19 protein-coding genes and 1 pseudogene are annotated in these 19,307 nt (G+C 38.4%); 7 read left to right on the top strand and 13 right to left on the bottom strand.

Going from position 1 to position 19,307, the window contains the following annotated elements; translation table 11 throughout:
• The first annotated feature begins 11 nt into the window (after nt 1–11).
• Nucleotides 12–155 (top strand): hypothetical protein, encoded by a 144-nt coding sequence (locus Q1R07_RS01440; RefSeq protein WP_300485226.1) that lies wholly within the window; start codon nt 12–14, stop codon nt 153–155.
• Nucleotides 156–191: 36 nt separating this feature from the next.
• On the opposite strand, the gene nth is transcribed toward Q1R07_RS01440, so the two are convergent.
• A complete protein-coding gene (gene nth, locus Q1R07_RS01435; protein WP_300485224.1) occupies nt 192–866 on the bottom strand; it encodes an endonuclease III in 675 nt (224 codons plus the stop codon).
• 33 nt (nt 867–899) lie between these two features.
• On the opposite strand from nth, the gene bcp reads away from it, so the two are divergent.
• On the top strand, nt 900–1,352 hold the full coding sequence (bcp, locus tag Q1R07_RS01430) for a thioredoxin-dependent thiol peroxidase (protein WP_300485222.1): 453 nt from the start codon (nt 900–902) through the stop codon (nt 1,350–1,352).
• 110 nt (nt 1,353–1,462) lie between these two features.
• On the opposite strand, the pseudogene Q1R07_RS01425 reads toward bcp, so the two are convergent.
• The 6 genes and pseudogenes from Q1R07_RS01425 to Q1R07_RS01400 form a co-directional block, all read right to left on the bottom strand.
• Nucleotides 1,463–2,549, bottom strand: a pseudogene (locus Q1R07_RS01425) (virulence RhuM family protein).
• Nucleotides 2,550–2,848: 299 nt separating this feature from the next.
• Entirely contained in the window at nt 2,849–4,321 is a 1,473-nt protein-coding gene (locus Q1R07_RS01420) for a TonB-dependent receptor (protein ID WP_300485220.1), read from the bottom strand.
• Between the two features lie 293 nt (nt 4,322–4,614).
• Nucleotides 4,615–7,251 (bottom strand): carboxypeptidase-like regulatory domain-containing protein, encoded by a 2,637-nt coding sequence (locus Q1R07_RS01415; protein ID WP_300485216.1) that lies wholly within the window; start codon nt 7,249–7,251, stop codon nt 4,615–4,617.
• Nucleotides 7,252–7,986, bottom strand: a complete 735-nt coding sequence (locus tag Q1R07_RS01410) for a GLPGLI family protein (protein WP_300485214.1) — start codon at nt 7,984–7,986, stop codon at nt 7,252–7,254.
• A 120-nt stretch (nt 7,987–8,106) separates the two neighbouring features.
• Nucleotides 8,107–8,337: a hypothetical protein gene (locus tag Q1R07_RS01405; protein WP_300485212.1), complete on the bottom strand. Its 231-nt coding sequence runs from the start codon at nt 8,335–8,337 to the stop codon at nt 8,107–8,109.
• A 404-nt stretch (nt 8,338–8,741) separates the two neighbouring features.
• Nucleotides 8,742–9,428: a TetR/AcrR family transcriptional regulator gene (locus Q1R07_RS01400; protein WP_300485210.1), complete on the bottom strand. Its 687-nt coding sequence runs from the start codon at nt 9,426–9,428 to the stop codon at nt 8,742–8,744.
• Between the two features lie 291 nt (nt 9,429–9,719).
• Here Q1R07_RS01400 and Q1R07_RS01395 point away from each other — a divergent pair, with 291 nt between their 5' ends.
• From Q1R07_RS01395 to Q1R07_RS01385, 3 genes are all read left to right on the top strand, one after another.
• Nucleotides 9,720–10,484: an MBL fold metallo-hydrolase gene (locus tag Q1R07_RS01395; protein ID WP_300485207.1), complete on the top strand. Its 765-nt coding sequence runs from the start codon at nt 9,720–9,722 to the stop codon at nt 10,482–10,484.
• Nucleotides 10,485–10,489: 5 nt separating this feature from the next.
• On the top strand, nt 10,490–10,987 hold the full coding sequence (locus tag Q1R07_RS01390) for a hydrolase (RefSeq protein ID WP_300485205.1): 498 nt from the start codon (nt 10,490–10,492) through the stop codon (nt 10,985–10,987).
• 76 nt (nt 10,988–11,063) lie between these two features.
• Nucleotides 11,064–11,570, top strand: coding sequence for a hypothetical protein (locus tag Q1R07_RS01385; RefSeq protein ID WP_300485203.1), 507 nt, complete (start codon nt 11,064–11,066; stop codon nt 11,568–11,570).
• Nucleotides 11,571–11,603: 33 nt separating this feature from the next.
• Here the strand turns inward: Q1R07_RS01385 and Q1R07_RS01380 are convergent, their stop codons facing one another.
• From Q1R07_RS01380 to Q1R07_RS01355, 6 genes are all read right to left on the bottom strand, one after another.
• Complete coding sequence (locus Q1R07_RS01380) at nt 11,604–12,254, bottom strand: alpha/beta fold hydrolase (protein WP_300485201.1); 651 nt, start codon at nt 12,252–12,254, stop codon at nt 11,604–11,606.
• Nucleotide 12,255: 1 nt separating this feature from the next.
• Nucleotides 12,256–12,582 carry a hypothetical protein gene (locus tag Q1R07_RS01375; RefSeq protein WP_300485199.1) on the bottom strand — a complete coding sequence of 109 codons (327 nt, stop codon included), beginning with the start codon at nt 12,580–12,582 and terminating at the stop codon, nt 12,256–12,258.
• Between the two features lie 3 nt (nt 12,583–12,585).
• Entirely contained in the window at nt 12,586–13,842 is a 1,257-nt protein-coding gene (locus tag Q1R07_RS01370; protein WP_300485197.1) for a dihydroorotase, read from the bottom strand.
• Nucleotides 13,839–15,764, bottom strand: a complete 1,926-nt coding sequence (locus Q1R07_RS01365; protein WP_300485195.1) for a BatA and WFA domain-containing protein — start codon at nt 15,762–15,764, stop codon at nt 13,839–13,841. The genes Q1R07_RS01370 and Q1R07_RS01365 overlap by 4 nt, the downstream gene beginning before the upstream one ends.
• Before the next feature lie 65 nt (nt 15,765–15,829).
• Nucleotides 15,830–17,176 (bottom strand): DEAD/DEAH box helicase, encoded by a 1,347-nt coding sequence (locus Q1R07_RS01360; protein WP_300485194.1) that lies wholly within the window; start codon nt 17,174–17,176, stop codon nt 15,830–15,832.
• A gap of 75 nt (nt 17,177–17,251) precedes the next feature.
• On the bottom strand, nt 17,252–17,890 hold the full coding sequence (locus tag Q1R07_RS01355; RefSeq protein WP_300485193.1) for a metalloregulator ArsR/SmtB family transcription factor: 639 nt from the start codon (nt 17,888–17,890) through the stop codon (nt 17,252–17,254).
• 151 nt (nt 17,891–18,041) lie between these two features.
• On the opposite strand from Q1R07_RS01355, the gene Q1R07_RS01350 reads away from it, so the two are divergent.
• Nucleotides 18,042–18,545, top strand: coding sequence for a DUF2480 family protein (locus Q1R07_RS01350; RefSeq protein WP_300485191.1), 504 nt, complete (start codon nt 18,042–18,044; stop codon nt 18,543–18,545).
• A 16-nt stretch (nt 18,546–18,561) separates the two neighbouring features.
• Nucleotides 18,562–19,113 carry an NADPH-dependent FMN reductase gene (locus tag Q1R07_RS01345; RefSeq protein WP_300485190.1) on the top strand — a complete coding sequence of 184 codons (552 nt, stop codon included), beginning with the start codon at nt 18,562–18,564 and terminating at the stop codon, nt 19,111–19,113.
• Nucleotides 19,114–19,307 lie beyond the last annotated feature (194 nt).

The raw sequence follows: 19,307 nt of genomic DNA, 5'->3' as shown, positions 1-19,307 counted from the left end.
AAATCGCAAATATGGCAAAACTTTACTCTAAGAAAAAAACAGCAAGTCAAACAATGTTACCTAAAAAAGAAACTATAAGTTTTTTACTCAGCTATTCAAAAGCGCTGACTATTGTCAAAGTAGGTGATTTGACGTTTGAGTCTATTGCTAATTAAGGAACATCCCGATATAGTAAATATCGGGATGTTTTTTTATGGTTTGGATTTGACTTTGACTTTCGCTTTGTAATACTCGTCAATAACCGATTTCCGCCCTACGGTTTGCGTAATAATGTCTTTTTCGAGATTCCATCCTCTGGCCGGCGAATACTCCCTGCCATACCAAATGATTTGTAAATGAAGATCGTTCCATAATTCCCGTGGAAAAATACGTTTGGCATCTTTTTCGGTTTGCTGTACGTTTTTTCCATTCGATAGGTTCCAGCGGTACATCAATCGGTGAATATGGGTGTCTACTGGAAAAGCCGGAACGCCAAATGCCTGCGACATAACAACACTGGCCGTTTTATGGCCTACAGCCGGTAGCGCTTCAAGAGCATCAAAATCCTGAGGTACTTCGCCATTGTGTTTTTCAATCAGAATCTGCGACAAACCGTAAATTCCTTTCGATTTCATCGGTGAAAGTCCGCAGGGACGTATGATTTCTTTGATTTCCTCGACACTCATTTTTACCATATCATACGGATTATCGGCTTTGGCAAATAGCAAAGGTGTAATCTGATTAACGCGTACATCGGTACATTGTGCCGATAATAATACGGCAATTAACAGTGTATAAGGATCTTTATGGTCTAAAGGAATCGGAATTTCCGGGTAGATTTCGTTTAACGTTCTTATAACAAATTCGACTTTGTCTTCTTTGGTCATTTTTTCTACTTTTATAAAAACAAATATACGGTTATGACGACATTAATAAAAGGAGATAAGGCTCCGAATTTTTCAGGAGTGGATCAGGATGGAAAAACGCATACACTGGCCGATTACAAAGGGAAAAAACTGGTTGTGTTTTTTTATCCGAAAGCCAATACGCCGGGATGTACCGCGGAGGCTTGCGATTTAAGAGATAATTTCGAACGCTTTAAAGCGAATAATTACGAGTTGTTAGGTGTGAGTGCCGATAGTGCCAAAGCACAGGGAAAGTTTAAAGATAAATATGAATTTCCGTTTCCGTTACTGGCCGATGAGGATAAATCGGTTATTCAGGCTTTTGGCGTTTGGGGACCAAAAAAGTTTATGGGAAGAGAATACGATGGAATCCATCGGACTACGTTTGTGATTAACGAAGAAGGAGTGATCGAAGATGTGATCACTCAGGTAAAAACCAAAGCACATGCCGATCAGATTTTAAAATAAAGAGAATAAATATAGAACTGTTTTTTTAGATAATTTAAAAGTATAGGGCTGTAATAAACAGCCTTAACTTTATTTTTATAGCATTATTTAGTATTTAAAAAGTAATAAAATTAGGAATCTGGATTGTCGTTATGTATATCGTCTTTTTTATTTGATGTTTTGATGGTGTTTTCCGAGGGTAATTTTCTGGATGATTTTATTTTTTCAATGGCTTTGTCGAAATCAGACCTGTACTCACGATCTTGTATAACTCTGAATTTTTCATATTCCTCCAGAGCAAAACTTTTTGCTACTTCTGTTCGTACTTTTCCGGAATTCTTTAAAAGGTCGTATTCGTTGAAATTTAGAAAGGTATCAATCTTTTTAATCCAATCTGCCATGGTCATTATTTTATTTCTTTTGGCTTGTAATTCTGCATAATCGAGATACATATTTACTAAGATGTTTAACTCTGCTATTTCTTCCTCATTTAAGTAGTTTTTTGCGGTACAAACATCCGACCGCATTATTTTACCATACGTACCGGCGTTTTTCCATGTTGTATCCCATATTCGGTTTGGTAGCATTAGCTCTCGACTTTATTATTTCTGGAGCGGTTTGTTTTGTTATAGCGAATTCGAGTTTGTTTTGTACGGTAGCAAAAAATGTTTGCGTAATTTTTGCTTTAACATCATAATCTACAGCTGTGGTGTATATATCGGTGATTTTCTGATAGAAACGTCTTTCGCTTGCACGTATTTCACGTATTTTTTCTAATAATTCATTGAAATAGTCTTTGCCGAATAAAGCTTTACCTTGTTTTAATCGATCATCATCAAGAGCAAATCCTTTTATCAGATATTCTTTTAAGATGGTAGTCGCCCAAATTCTGAATCGGGTAGCTTTTACAGAGTTTACCCGATATCCTACAGATATAATGGCATCAAGATTATAAAAATCAAGTTCCCTATTAACATTTCGATTTCCTTCTAATCGAACTACTCGAATTTTTCGAGTAGTTGCGTTTTTAATTAATTCACCTTCTGTATAAATATTTGATAAATGGTATGTAATTGTGTTTTCTTCTACGCCGAAAATTTCCGACATGGAGCGTTGCGTAGCCCAAACGGTATCGTCATACAAAACTACTTGAATATTGGTAGTTCCGTCTTCCGTTGCGTAGAACATAAAATTCGATTTTTCTTCTAAATTATCCATTTATAACGAGTGATTGATTAGACGAATCATATGATTTAGTGTTTTTTACTAAGTGTAATTTTTCTTAGCGCAGATTTATTAGGGATGTCTGTTTTGATGCTTAATGAGAAATAAATCAAATATACCTCTTTTTTAAAGGCTTTCAAAATGTGATTTCTGCGACCTACTTGTGTTTAATTGATAGTGTAATCAGGTAAAAACCAAAGCACATGCCGATCAGATTTTAAAATAATAACCAAAAAAGAAAACCTGTCCGATTTTAAATCCGACAGGTTTTTTTATGATTGTTTCCAATGTATTTAATTGGATTGTTGTTCCAGTTCCGGCTGATCACCACAACTAAACAGGTGATCACGTTTGATCAATTCCGAAATTCCTTCCGGTAGCATTTCTTCCCAACCTTCTTGTCCGTCGTGAATCATTTTTAAAACCTCACGGGAAAAGATTTTAAGGTGGTCTTTGTCGAAATCGGTAATGTCGACTACTTTTCCGTTGTAGGCAAAGAATTTATATAACTCTTTCATTCGTGGGTGTACTTTCAGGTTTTGCGACGTGATCACATTTCCATCTTCGTCTTCCATCGGATACAGGAATACTTTTAAATCGCGATAGAATAATTTACCGAAAGCTTCCAGGATTCCACCGCTAAGATGACGGTAGTATTTTTCGTCGAAAATATCAATCAGATTGCTAACGCCCATGGCCAATCCCATTCGGGCTTTGGAGTATTCGGAGAAATATTCCACCACTTTATAATACTCCTGAAAGTTCGAAATCATAACTGTTTGTCCTAATGAACAAAGCAATTCGGCGCGATCCATAAAGTCACGCTCGTCGATTTCGCCTTCCGAACGTAGGTTGGATAATGTGATTTCGAAAATAACCATCGTATTATCCTTGTCTACTTTTTTCTCCTGAAGGAACATTTCGTACGATTTCTGGTACATGTCCATATTAACCTTGGTAACCGGGCGGAAACTTCCGCGTAGTGCCAGGATATTTTTACGGTATAGGATCGTTGCCGGAAGTACGTTGTTACCATCCGGACCAAACATCACCGCATCGGTCATTCCGTTTTTAACAAGCTGTAAACTCATTAATCGGTTGTCGACTTCTTTAAAACGCGGACCGGAAAAATTGATTGTGTCAATTTCCAACTGATCTTTGTCCAGGTGATCGTATAGGTAACGCAGTAATTTTTTTGGATCGTTGTATTTGTAAAAAGCCCCGTAGATAAGGTTAACACCTAAAATTCCAAGAGTTTCCTGTTGTAATCTTGAATCGCTTTCCTTAAAACGGATGTGAAGGATAATCTCGTTATAGTCTTCCTCCGGATCCAGTTGGTATTTGATACCAACCCATCCGTGGCCTTTATATTGTTTCGCAAAGTCGATAGTAGCTACGGTATTCGCATAACTAAAGAACATTTTGCTTGGGTGTTTGTCTCTTCCTAAACGTTCTTCCACCAGTTGAATCTCGTGGGATAACATCTTTTTTAAGCGGCTTTCAGTAACATAACGTCCATCATCTTCCACACCATAAATTGCATCACTGAAATCTTTGTCGTAGGCCGACATTGCCTTTGCAATGGTACCGGAAGAACCTCCGGCTCTGAAAAAATGCCTTACCGTTTCCTGTCCGGCGCCGATTTCGGCAAATGTCCCGTAAATGTTTTTATTAAGGTTAATGCGGAGCGCCTTTTCTTTAAGGGCCGGAATGTGTTCAATTTCCCGGTCGCCTTTAAGTGTAATTTCGTTATCTGTGTTTTTCATAAATGCCATAATAGTGCAAAGTTAACAAAATAGGGACTCTAATAAAAGCTAAATAATTCTATTTTTAATGTTAAAATAGCGTTGTTCAAACGATGAAAATAGTATTCAGGTACTTTTTGCGACTTTATAATAAAGCCGGCATTGCTGCCGGCATTATCAAAAACCGAAAAGAGGATAAATCGTGTTATGCCATTAATTTGCGGGGCAGAACACTGTGAATAATGTTTCACATTACTGTGAAATTAATAAAAATAATTGAATGTAACGGAAAAAAATAAATGATTGGAAGAGAATTACCATTCCATACCGATTCCGAAACCGATATATCCAGCCAGTCGGGTGATGGTTTCACGGCTAAAACTGTTATTGCTATTACTGGTGGCAATTATGGAAGGATTACTGATGTTAAAAATATTATTGCCTTCCACCCAGTATTTAAAATGGGTTTTCGGCTTTTTATAACTCAACTTAAAATCGGTTTTAAAAAACTGACGGTCACTGTCGGTCGTCGAAAAATGCTCCAGACTATTGTCCAGTCTATAAAGAATTCTGTCATTAATTTGACCGTTAAAGTTTAGAAACGGTGTCCATTTACGCGTGTAAATCGTACTATTAAACAGTTCGTACTGTGTTTCATAATTCGAATACTGACTACCGATTTCGTAATTAAACCAGCTGTCTTTAAAAGAGCTGATCAAAGAAAAACGCGCCATAAAATTATCGGTTCGGTAATCATTTTGCTGATCGCCTATAAAATTATAGCTCTCGGTAAGCAAATACGAAAATGTCGCTTTTGCTTTGGATTTAAGCGGTTTTATACGTTGCTCCACACTGATCAGATTGTTCCAGGAATAACCGCTGGCATCGTTGCGATAGGCTATATAATTGTAATTTCCGACATTGCTACTGTTGCTGGTATTTTCGTTTTTATTCCGGGAATAGGACGAATTGGCCAGAAATAAAAAGCCATTGTAAAGGTCGAATTTAAAATAGTTGAGCGATACAATATTTTGCTCGAATGGTTTTTCGAAAACGATGGTACTAGGGTTGTAATAATTCCGATAATCGTCGGCATATAGAAAATTGTTTTGTATATCGCTGGCATAAAAACTAATATTCCGGTTATAACTCAGACTCAGGTAATGCAAGTCGGTAAAAGCGAGTTTTACTTGTACAAACGGTAACAGATAAGCCTTAGTGGCATCAGACGGCTGTAAAAAATAATTTCGGAATTCCAGCTTGGCATTGTATTGCAATAGGGAAATGGCTTTTTTGACCGATATGTCGGCGAAGGCATAATTACTGTTTCGATTTATTTCCGGCTGACCGGTGACTAATGCCGATTGCAGGAGTTCTAAAGACGAACGATTCCATACAAAACCGGCATTGCCACGTACCACATGGTTGCTGATTTTTTGCGTGTATTTGCTAAAAACGCCGATTTCATTACTCTTAAAAACATATTCCTGATCAAGCCGCTGATAGGGAGGAAGCAAGGTTTGCTGGTCGGAAATAAAATCATAACGGTTGTCCTGCTTTTTAAATTCCTGATAGGCGTTGATTGAAAGTAATTTATTACGAGCGAGCTTGGTAACATAACTCAATTGTTGTCCGAAATTAAGTTTAATCGCTTTGTTGTTTTCTTCAAAATCCTGCGGCTGACCGTTTAGAATGCTTTCCGTGTCCCGTTGCCCTTTGTCATGACCGGAATCCAGAATGGCTGAGTAATTAATCAGGTTATCTTTGTTTGGTTTGTACTCCAGATTTACTTTTGTCTGATTAAATAAAAAGTTCATCTTACCGGCTATAGCATCCTGAGATTGTAGGGAATTGGAAGTGTTAAAAAAAGTTTTTTCAACCAGACGTTGTTCGGTAAAACGGGAATGATTTAAAATGCTAAAAGCATTAATGCTCAACTTGTCCGTTGGCATGGCACTGATGTTTAGAGCTGCGGTATGCGAACGACTGGTTTCGTTGTTTTCGTTAGCAACCAGAAACTTTGGAATTTTCCCCGCTCCAAAAACAGGATTGCCCATGTCGTTGTTCCGGATATCCGATTTGATGTTGCCGTCCATATCCATATAATCCCGAAGACTAATCGCCTGTTCGCCTAGGTTATTACTGTCGAGAATAGCGCTGGCATTAAATTTGGGCATAAACCGAAACAGGTTGCTGTGCACTTTATACCGATCGTCATAAGCGGATAGCCCGGCAATATCACCGGTTATTTTGCCAAGGTATTCTTCTTTGATATGGATGTTAAGCGCTTTTTTATTGTTCGTTCCCTCAATATCTTTTATGGCGCCAAAGGTTTCATAATTGTTGATCAAATCAATATCGTCGATCATTTTGGCATTCAGATTTTCCGTAGCCATTTTATGATTTTTACCAAAAAACGGTTTACCGTTGATCAGTAATTCTTCGATGACTTTCCCTTGGGATTTTATTTTTCCGTTATCGTCGATTTCAAGGCCGGGAAGTTTTTCGATAATGTTTTTAAGCTTTTCTTCATTTCCGGTTGTAAAAGCATTGATGTTGTAGCGAATTGTATCGCCTTTTTGCTGCGCTGCTGCGCGCGAACCTTGAACGATTACTTCGTTAAGTTGTTTGGATTTCGTTCTGAGTTGTATCGGAAGATGAATTTCAGGGTTGGAATTAGAAACGGTTATTTGTTGAAATTCCGGATCATACGCGATATGATTGATCTCTAAAATATAATTCCCGGGCGGAGGTATTGCCAGCGTAAATTTCCCGTTATCATCGGATAGTACATAGCTTATGGTAGCGTTTGTCTGACTATCGATGAGTTGCAGGGTTGCCCCGGAAATGCCCTTTTCTGACTGGTAGTCGATTAGGATACCGGTAATGTTCTGGGCATTTAGGAGCGTGGGTATAACTAGAATAAGCAGTACAAAAAAAGTTCGGATCATTTAGTTCTGGTTTAACACATTCCCCATTCCTCTTTTTAGTTGATCAACTTTTTCGTTTCGGTCTTTTATATAGTTTTCTTTGGATATTTTTTGTCCTTTAGAAGGTTTTTCAAAGTCAAATTGCGCTATCGATGTGACTTTTATAGCATGATACGTTTTCGTATCGGTTGTCAGATCGATAATTAATCCGGGTAATCCCCAGTAGTCTTTTGGTCCGTCATTTATGGGAAGTGAAGGTGCATACCAGGCGGTAACGTTTTCACCGTTTACAACGGCAGTGGCTTTTTTACAGTTAAATTCGCCAATTTTTTTGGTTTCATTGATCAACTTCCAGCTGATTTTATCCAGTTTGTCCGAAACCAGAAAAGCTTTGCCTAAAAGATCAGCTTCCTGTAGGTATTCGTTTGTTTTTTGATTTTTATAAATGCCACCACTTTTCTTACCAATGTTTACGGTCTTGAATTTGGAGCTGCTTTCGCTTAATCCACTGTCTTTATCTGAAGTGTCATTTGCGTTTTGTTCGTTATACAATGAGATACCATCTTTATAGTATAGCGTAAATGTTTTAACCTGAGACAGGTATTTTGATACACGTTCGCGTGTTGCCGGATCGGTTACATTTTTTAACTGGTTCTCAATATTCGCCTGTTCTTCGTACGTTATTTTGGAGGTTTGTGCGGTGATAGTCTGATTCATGCCGATACTGGTTAGTAGAATAAAAATGTAACGTTTCATAGAAATAATTTTTAGGGACTCTAAATTTGGAACTTTTAGTGTGATTTAATCAAAAATATGATTTTTTGACTAAAAAAGAAAGTGTCTGTTATAAAAATAACAGACACTTTGCGAACATTTCTAGTTGATTACCAGATATACGTGATAAGTTCCAATATAGACACCATCCACGTATACATCGTAAACACCTAAATAGATAGCTTCTCCAACTTCATCAGCAGTTTGGCCTAATACCATGTTGCTGGTTAATTCAATTGAAGTATTCGCGTTTGGTGCTACTTTTTCAGAAGTTGCTGCTGAAGCAAATACACAAGGCAGAATCATTGCTGCCATCAAAATAAATTTTTTCATAATTAAAATTTTTTGATAATTAGTTGAAAACAAATCTATTGAAAAAATATATCGCTTGTCTTGGAAATAATAAATTCAGCCTCATTTTTATTAAATTATCATTATCAAAAGATTAATTAATGGTACAAAATGTGAATATTTTAAAAAATCAATCTATTTTTTTAGATATTTTGAATTGAAAAAACGGTTATATTTTTGTTTTAATAGGTTTTGTATTGTTAAAAAATGTAGGTTTCGTTTTAAAATTGATGTTTTGTTGTGTTTTGTAACAAATTGAGAAATAATTTAATCTAAAAATCATTTTGTGAAATCAAGTAGTATAAAGTGAAAAAAGCGATAAATAATATAAAAGCATAAAAAAAACCGCTTAGAAAAGCGGTTTCAGTATAAAGGTATTTTAAGAATTATTTTTTTGTTTTTTCAGCAGCTTCATAGCCAAAATCAACTATTTGTGCTAACGCATCTAAAATGGCTTGTTTTCCATCGGGTTGATTGACGTCAATTCCGCAAATTGTAACACCATTGGTCTTGGCGTGTAAGGAAAGGTAGTAGATTCCGCCAATCATGATGGCTGTTATGGCGCGCATATTAATACCCGTTCCTTCAAAATAGGGATCTGAATATTTAAATAGTTCTTCGCCTACTTTTTCTCGTAATTCGGCAATTTCAATTAAAAGTGGGTTGACTTCACTAAGTTCCCAAAGAATCATTTTTTGCATTTCGACGTCTTCAAGAAAGGCATTAAAATGACCTTGCAGAAAATATTGACCATCCGTTACGCTGACATGATTTTGTGTGATGATGTCTGGAACGATATCATCGTCATACGAATTCGCCCAGTAATCCCGTTTCCTGATATAGGTTTCAATAAGATTGTTTACATCACCAAAATACGCGTAAATCAGTTTACGGTCTAAACCTGCAGCAGCTGCTATTTTTGCAATAGTGAGACCTGTATAACCTTCCGATTTCAGGACAATTCCCACTGCATCAACAAGTTTTTGCATCGTTCGGGCTTTTTCCTTTATCGGACCCTGCGATACTTTTCTTTTTTTGGGTTGACTTTCTTCCGGTTGCTCCTTATCTTTCATGATCGTCATTGATTTGCAGTGCAATATCCGACATTTTAACTAAAAAGTCAAGTGGTTTTGGGGTTTATGTGTTGTTAGTGGCTTAGTAAGTCGTTTTGTCAGACCTGATTACTGGAATGTAAAATAAAATGTGAACTATTGTACGTGTAGTTTTAAAATGATTTTGATAAGCTGTCATCTCCCGTTATTATTAGGATCGGCTCTAAATTTCTGAAACTATTGTTTTTTAACACAGGGTGTATTCATTATTTTAGAAGAGAGATTCTTATTTTTGTAAAAAAGAAGACTACTTTGAAAGTATATTTTTTGGGTACGGGAACCTCACAGGGGATTCCTATAATTGGAAGTGATCATCCGGTTTGCCTGAGCCGCGATATAAAAGATAAACGATTACGGGTTTCCGCTTTGCTAAGCTGGGATGACCAAGCCTATGCAATTGACTGTGGTCCGGATTTCAGACAACAGATGCTGGCGGCCAATTGCCGTAAACTCGACGGTATATTGTTTACGCATGAACATGCGGATCATACGGCCGGATTAGATGATATCCGACCGTTTAATTTCCGACAAGGTGATATGCCAGTTTATGCACATAAAAGAGTAATTGAAAGTCTGAAAAGACGTTTCGATTATATTTTTGAAACCGAAAACCGCTATCCGGGTGCGCCATCCGTAACGGTAACGGAAGTGGAAAAGGATTCCGATTTCGAAATCGGCGGTAAAAAAGTAATTCCGGTAAATGCCTGGCATGCCGATTTACAGGTATTTGGCTATCGTATTGATGATTTTGCCTATCTGACCGATGTAAAAACAATCGACACTGAAGAAATCGAAAAATTAAAAGGATTAAAAGTTCTTGTGGTAAATGCACTTCGGATCGAACCGCATATTTCCCATTTTAATCTCGAAGAAGCACTGGCGTTTATCAAATTAATTCAGCCCGAAAGAGCCTATCTGACGCATATTAGTCATCATATGGGATTCCACGAAGAAGTGCAGCAAACCCTGCCGGAAAATGTATTCCTGGCCTATGACAACCTTGAAATTGTAATTTAACCACTATGAAAAAAGCGATACTCTATCTTTTTATCCTGTCATTACTGTTTAATATTTTTCAGTATATGAACTCGAATAAAATCCTCAAAACACAAGGACAAGAACTTGAAAATGCCAAAACCCGTATCACAAAAGTTCGGGATTCCATCAATACTCTGAAAGAAGAAAAAAATGACAGCGATTATTTTTCTTTGGATTTTGACGACGATGCACAGGAATATTTCTCGCGTTATGATGTGGCTAAAGTCGCAGCCAAAGTAAAAGAAGATCTGGTAACTCTTAACGATGCCAAAACCGGTAACCGTTTGGTACCTTATGAGCCGATTAACGGAAATAAATTTATTATCAGTAAAATAAAAATACTAAATCACCGTTGGATTATAGCCGACTTTTACAGCGGATCGGCTAGAGGAGAAGTCCTGTTAAAATATTTTCATAATGAAGATAAGCCTACGGATTTCGAGCGTATTGATGCGATTTTGTTTGCCAATACCGTACAATAATATGATTATTTTGTAACTTTAAAGTTTCAACAGGGTTTCCTTTTTGGAAACCGTTTTGAAGCAAAAAGATAATAGCATGAAAAAAATATTGCCCTTACTTTTATGCAGTTTTCTTTTCGTATCCTGTGATTATATCATGAAAAAACACGATGACGAAAAAGAAGTTGTAGTGAGTCCTAAACCGATGGTTTTAGGGACCGACAGAGACGAACACGGATGTGTTGGTTCTGCCGGTTATCGTTGGTCGGTACTTAAAAATGATTGTATTCGTGTGTTCGAAGAAGGTTTTCGTCTAAATCCGGTAAAAGAAACTACTGTTGACGAGGAAGAAGAAATCGAAGAACCAATTATCAGTGGATTTGTAACCTTCGAAAAAGATGGTGATCGGGCGGAATTGTTTTTGCCGGACAGAAACAATTCGGTTATCCTGACACGTGAAAAAGAAGGTAAACCTTACCACGGAGAAGGTTGGACATTGGAAACCGGTGACGGTTTAAAACTGATCGAAAAAGGAATCGTAAAATATAAAGGTGCCTTAACTGAAGAAAAACAAGTAACGGGAAGTGATAATCCCGAACAATAAAAAAGTCCGGTGATTACCGGACTTTTTAGTTTATTATAAGGTTTGTTGCAACCAGTTTTTAAAATCGTAGAAGTTTTGCGGAGCGACACCATGTCCTACCGGATATTCGTTATAAACAACATCCAGTCCCAAAGCTCTTAAAAATTCTGGGGCTTTTCGAGCCCATTCTACCGGAATAACCTGATCGACTGTTCCGTGGGAAATAAAAAATTGAAGCTTTGAAAGTGCTTTATCGGCATAACCATCGACCAAAATCGCCGGATTAATATAACCGCTTAAAGCGACTACGCGTTGTATTTTTTCCGGATCGGATAAAGCAACGGCATAACTTAAAATTGCACCCTGACTAAAACCAACTAAAGTAACTTTTGTCGGATCAATAGGGTAGGTTTCGATTAATTCATCGATAAATTTAGCAATAAGCGCGCGGGATTCGATCGCCTCGTCGTCATCCGAAAATTTATTGGCATCACTATCAAAGTGGATACTATACCAGGCATTTCCGTAAGGCGGCATCGGATGCGGTGCCCGTGCAGAAATAACATAATAATTGTCCGGAAGTTCCGAAGCAAATGAAAACAGATCTTCTTCATTGCTGCCGTATCCGTGTAATAACAATAATAACGGATTTTTATCCGATTTGATTTTGGGTTCTCTAACGAGGTGAAATAACGATAGACTCATTTTATGCTAAATTTTTAAACCAGTCCTGGAAATATTTTCCCAGGATAGGAGTGACTTTCATTTCATTTTGGAAGGCACCTACGATTCCATAGGCCCAAAGAACAAAAAAGAAGATAAAAAATGCAGAAGAAGCCATCCAGCTATCGGCATATCCTACAAAATATGCCAGGACATAAAAAGCCAGGTGTGTACCAAATGCCTGACGAATGTGAAAACCGGCAAATGGATTTTTGGTTTCCATATTCATAAAAATAGCGATAATGGTTCCGATAATAGTGATATAGCTGATAATAGCGGTTGTTTTGCCTTGCTCTACAGTATTTTGCATCTTTTATTCGTTTAGGATTAATTTTCCGTGGTTGTAAATTCCATAAGCTTTCCCTTTCATCGGTTGTCCCAGAAAAGCGGAATTTTTAGATTTGGAAAGAATATGAGCTTTGGTAAATTCCCATGTTCCTTCGGTTGTAAATAAACTCAGACTCGCTTTGTGATCGACGTTTATCGATTGTTTTTTTAATCCGAATAGTGCTTTTCCGGCGGTTAAGCGGGCTACGATGATGTCGATTGGAAGTACGGCTAATAACGCTCCGAAAGCACTTTCCATACCAATAGTTCCGTTTTTGGCATTGTCGAATTCCATTTTTTTATGTTCGATATCCAACGGATTGTGATCGGAAGTGATCATATCGATCGTACCATCAATAACGCCGGCAATCAAGGCTTGTCTTTCTTTTTCGTCGCGTAAAGGTGGTGTCACTTTATAACGGGTGTCAAAACCGGTTAATTTTTCGTCGGTCATCACCAAATGGTGTACTGCAACACTACAGCTCACGTTTAAACCTTTCGCTTTGGCTTCGCGTATTAAAGATACGGATTTTGCCGTAGATACGGTTGGGATATGTAGTTTTCCACCGGTGTATTCCAATAGGAAAAGGTTACGGGCTACGTGGATTTCTTCGGTCAGTGTCGGAATTCCTTTTAATCCAAGACGCGTACTCACGATACCTTCGTTTACCACTCCGTTTCCTTTTATTTTTTCATCCTGACAATAAGCGATGATCAGTCCGTTAAAATCCTGAGCATATTGCAATCCGATTTTTAACAGGTTGGCGTTGTCCAGACTTTTGTTATAATCGCCAAAAGCCACAGCACCGGCATTGGTCATGTCGAATAATTCGGCCAGGTCTTTTCCTTCGCTGTTTTTGGTCAGTGCGCCAATCGGGTGTAATTGTGTGGCGGCTTCCCGGGCTTTGTGTAATACAAAATTAACTTCGGTCTGATTGTCCACTACAGGAGCGGAATTGGGTTGTAACGCTATATCGGTAAAACCGCTTCTGGCGGCAACATTCAGTCCGTTGGCAATCGTTTCTCTTTCTTCATAGCCCGGTTCGCCAAGCGATACGGAGCTGTCAAACCACCCTTGGGAAACGTGGAGATTCTCCAGTTCGATAACGGCGGCGCCTTCTTCATTCGAAAGGTTCGATCCGATAGTACGGATAGTACCATCGATAATTTTCAGGTCCGTTTTTTGGTTGTGATACGGACTGTCGGTATCGATGATCGTTGCGTTTTTAAGAATTACATTCATTTTACGAATTTTTGGATCAGTAGTTCTAGTAATAAAAATAGTAGTGTTGCGATGATAAAATACTTCCAGGCTTCACTGGCTGTTCGCGTCGAATGGATATCGTTGTAAACAGTGGCAATGGAGTCGGTTTTAGTATATTTATCGTAAATGTTTTCGTTGTGCAGGCTCAGATCGCTTTCGGTACGGGCATGATTAAAACTAATGTTTTTCAGTAGCGTATTTCCTTTCGCGATAGCATAATTTCCCGATTGTTCCGGATAGTCTCCAAAGTCCAGTTTGATCTTGTTGTTTAGGATCTGTTGCATTGGGATAAAATCCGATTTTTCGTTTTGAACCGTTACGACTTCATCTTTCGATAAGATAACGTCCAATATCAGACTTTGATTGTCTCCGATTGTAAATTCGGATATTCCGGTTTTCTGATTATTTTGTGCCATGTTGTAAAAAGTAGGCACAATTAACGGGGAGTTTTGAAAGTTACTGTTTGTTTTATTTATCGGTGCGGCAAACAGGTATAACATTCCGATTTTATTGGTAACGGAGCTCAAAAACGGCGTCTGATCGTCGTAACTTAAAATACCGGCCGGATTACCGCCAATCGTAAAAGTAGTATTGACTTTCGGATATTGAAAATTGTCGGTTTTCTTTTCGAATACGGTTTGGTATAGCGGATGGTTAAAGGCTATTTTCGTGATTTGTTTCGGTGTATTTTGTAACGAACCGATTTTGGTAATTCCGAAATTCCCGGAAAATGCAGTCAGATTTTGTACTGATGTTTCCGCTGCCGGGATTACCACAATTGTACCGCCTTTGTCGTAAAAAGCCTTTAAGGTAGTGGTTAACGCCTGCGGAATTTCTTTTAATTCGTTTATAATAATCGCGTCTTGTTTGTCGAGTGCATTATAATCGAGTGTGCTTAGCGTGGTATTTTTGTATTGGAATTCATCCGGAGTATAAATCCGCGATAAAAAGGCATTTTTGTCGGCATCACCAATGGCAATTACATTGGATTTTTCCGGTTTCGAAATGCTGAAATAATACGTATTGTCGTAGGTTAGGCTGTTGTCTTCCAGAGAAACATAACCGTGAAAATCTTTTTTCGGAAGATTGAATACGATGCTTTTTTTCGGTGTATCAAACGTAATTACGGTTTTAGCAACCAGATTTTTACCGTTATAAACCGCCATCGGAATTTCGGATTGCAATTCGCCATAAGCACTTAACGCTACTTTGATCTCGTAAAAATCGTCGGATTGCTGGTTGATCGAAACCTTATCAATGCTGATATTGTTTTTATTTTCGGCCTTTGGAATGATACAATAGACCGGACTTTGTTCCTGAATGACCGCCGCGTTTTGATCGGCTTGTACGGCATCGGTAATGATCACAATATCTTTCGGAACATTGTGTTTTTTAGCTTCGACTTTGTTTCGTAAAAAATCAAGTCGGAAAGGAGCCGAGCTGTACGATAATGATTGTAATTCTTTTTGAATCGAACGGATATCGGTATCCCAAAACGCTTCGGTATTGGTTAGTAATGAAAACCGCTGATTGTCCGGAGTGTTTTCCAAAAGATCCTGTACGGCTCTTTTTAGTAATTCACCGCGGTTGCCTTTGGCTTGCATCGAAAAGGAATTGTCCAAAAGGATTACCATTTCGTTAGCTGTATTTTTGGAGTCTTTTGCGTTAAAAAAAGGTTGTGCAAAAGCCAGAATCAAACAGGCGAGCAATAGTAATCGCGTACAAAGCAATAACCATTTTTTTATTTGGGAACTCTTTCGTGTCTGGATACTGACTTCTTTCAGGAAGCGAACATTGGTGAAGTATTCTTTTTTAAAACGACGCAATTGAAATAAATGAACCAGAATTGGTATAACCAATAGAAAGAGGAAATACAGAATTTCAGGGTGTTTGAATTGCATTGTATTTTAATGTTTGTCAAAAATAGTAATTAGTTTTTAGTTTTCGACATTACTTCGGGTACCAATTATTTCTTTTTTCGTTTGGCGGCTCTGTTCTTTTCTACAGCACGGTTACGCGGTTTTGTTTTTCGCGGGTTTCGTTTGCCCGGACCACCAAGGTTTACTTTTTTGTTTTTGTCGGATTTATCGTGAAAAGCACCGCCACCATCAAGTTTGGTTCTCTTTAAAAGGAATTTTACTTTTTGTTTTTCCTTTTCAAACTCCAGTCTTTTTTCTTCGATTGTTACCGATGCCGGTATTTCTAAGATTTCCAGTTCTTTTTCCATTAGTAATTCGGATTCAACCTGGAATTCTTCTTCTTTCGGATCGATAAGGCTAATGGCAATACCTTCTTTATCGGCACGACCGGTACGTCCGATACGGTGGATATATTGTTCCGGAACTTCCGAAAATTGCATGTTAATCACGTGGGTAATATCCGAAATATCCAATCCACGCGCCATAATATCGGTGGTTACGATACCGCGAAGGTTTCCTTCCTGAAATTCGGCCATGGTATTCAAACGGTAATTCTGGGATTTGTTGGAATGGATTACTCCAAACTGACCCGAAAAGTCTTCGTCCAAATGTTCCATCAGGATATCGGCAACTCTTTTGTTATTTACGAATACCAAGATGCGTTCCAGGCTATCGTCTTCCGTTAGTAAATGTTTTAAAAGATTTACTTTGGTTAGGAAATTCGGTACATGGTATGCGATCTGACGTATTTTTTCCAACGGTGTTCCGGATGGTGCCAGGGAAACTTCTTCCGGGAAATCGAAATATTCGTCCAGTAATTCATCTACTTCATCCGTCATGGTCGCCGAGAATAAAATATTCTGACGTTTCGGTTTCATCATCGATAAAATAGACGTGATCTGAAAACGGAACCCTAGGTTCAGGATTTCGTCAAACTCGTCGATGACCAGCTTTTGCATTTCGTCAAAACGAACAACATTATCTAAGGCAAGATCCATTAATCGTCCCGGTGTGGCTACTAAAATGTCTACACCTTCGTAAACCGAAGTTTTCTGTGTGTTGATGTTTACACCTCCGTATACACCCAATACGCGGACAGACATGTATTTGGATAGTTTTTCAACTTCTTCCGCCACCTGAACTACCAATTCTCTTGTAGGTACGATGATCACTACTTTTGGAGTGTGCGTTGGCGTAAATTTCCACTGTTTTAAAATTGGTAACAGGTAGGCAAAGGTTTTACCCGTACCGGTTTGGGCAATTCCCATCATATCCCGTCCCGACATAATTACCGGAAAAGAACGCTCCTGGATTGGAGTAGGCGTAGTCAATCCTATCTCGTCTATAGCTTTTTGTAAGGATTTGGGAAGATTAAATTGCTCGAAAGTGGTCATACAGTGTCTATTTTCGGCAAAGATACAACATTTATTTTTTTATGAGATTTTGGATGTAAACAGGGTATTAATTGGTTACCGATTCTTTTTGATACTGACTTTATAGGTACAACGCGTCGCACCGGAAACAATATGATCCAGACGTTCTACGGTTGTTTTTTCGCCTAAAACAGCCTGAAAAGTTTCTAATTCGGATCGGCAAAACCCCTGACATATCGTAGCTGCAGCGCAAATCGGGCAGTGGTTTTCGTATATTAAAAAATGATCATCCTCTTGGGTATAGCCAGCCATATAACCTTCGTTGTTCCGGATTTCGGTTAAAATCTGAATGCGTTTTTCAAGTGCATCTACCCCGGATACGGCGTTTAGATAGCTGTTCCGAATTTCTGCCGAATGCGCTTCGATAACGGCATCCAGTGCTTTTTCGCCAAGTATTTCCCTTGTTTTCTGGATCAGTTTTACCGTCAGATCGGCATGCGTATCCGGAAAACGGGAATTACCGGTAGCGGTAAGCGACCAGATTTGCTGCGGTCGGCCGCGTCCTTTGGAAACCGTTTCCGATAGTACCAATCCCTCGGAAGCGAGCTTTAAAATATTAAAACGCGCACCTTCGGTGGTCACATTCAGTTCTTTGGCCAGGGTTATAACAGAAAGCGGGCCTTTGGTTTTTAAGATCCATAAGGCTCTTTCGTTTTCCGGTAATTTAATTTCCATAATAAACAAAGTGATTATTTGGTTTATTAGGCAAATTTACTACATTTGCTTCAGAATCAAAAATAATAAACAGCGATTGTATCTTTACAGGATTAGCGCGAACTTCGTGGTTTAAGGCTATTTATAAGGTACAATTGGATTCGCTTGGATTATGACAGAAGATGCGACCATAGAAAATAAAGTGACGGCTTCCGGGATTTTACGACTGGATTTAGAAGTCTACCGTCCGACGATGACTTTTGTAACATTTGATATAAAAACCTACTTATATGAAGAATTGATCATTGTAGAAAAAAGTTTCAGAACTGCGATGGATTCCGTAAATTGGGAAGACTATTCGGGTAAAGCAGTGTCAGTTGTTTGTTCTGTTGATGCGATTATTCCACAATGGGTTTATATGTTGATCACGACAAAATTAAAGCCTTTTGCCGTATCAATTGCCTACGGGACGGAAAAGGAACACCTGATAAAAAGCTGGGAAAAGTCGGTCGAAAATGCCGATTTGTCTTTATATTTTGATAAAAAAGTGGCTGTTAAGGCCAGCGAACATATACCGGATGCACTTTATATTTGCGTAAGCACTATTCTGGCCGGTAAAGTTGCCACATTGCTATATGGCGAACCGGGATTGCCCAAAGTGATCCGGAAATATTAACCAATTACTGTGATTTATGAATGTACTTGTATTTAACGGCGCTTTGGAAAGAAGATCCAATGCGACCTCACATAAAATTGCCGATTATTTTAAAACCGAATTCGAAGCGACCGGGGCAAATGTTACCGTTTTTAATCTGCCGGATTCCGGAATTCCACTTTTTGACGTAACCCTGAATACGGTGCCAAAATCGGTGGAGATGATGGCACATGTATTTCGCAATGCGGATATACATGTCTGGTTAACACCTTTGTACCACGGCGGAATGACCGGTGTGATGAAAAATTGCCTTGACTGGTTGGAAGTCAGTTCGAAAGAAACGACACCGTATCTAACGGATAAAACGATCGGGTTTGTTTGTTGGGCCGATGGAAGTCATGCGATGAACGGTATTACGAATATGGATGCCGTGGCCAAATCACTACGGGCGTGGACGTTACCTTTTAGTGTTCCGGTTGCGCGTAAAGCGTTATACGATCACGAAGGCGCGTTTACGGATGAATACCGTCAGAAATTTGATCAAATGGTGAAATTACTGGTGAACTGTAAGCATCATAAACAAGTATAATTCAACGAACGATTGGTATCGTTTTCGTGATACCGATAGCTGAATCCTTAAAAAATATAAACCGTAGCCTATTGAAAATGTTCAATTGGCTACGGTTTTTTTGTTTGTATCGTTTTTAATGTTGTATTTCCGTTCGAAAAGCAGTAAGAAAAAGTCATTTATGCTATTGTTTTTTAATGTTTACGGAACTTCTG

Source organism: Flavobacterium sp., from assembly GCF_030146175.1.
GTDB lineage: Bacteria > Bacteroidota > Bacteroidia > Flavobacteriales > Flavobacteriaceae > Flavobacterium.
The sequence above is the reverse complement of the archived record's forward strand: the minus strand, read 5'-3'. Positions and strand labels throughout refer to the sequence as shown.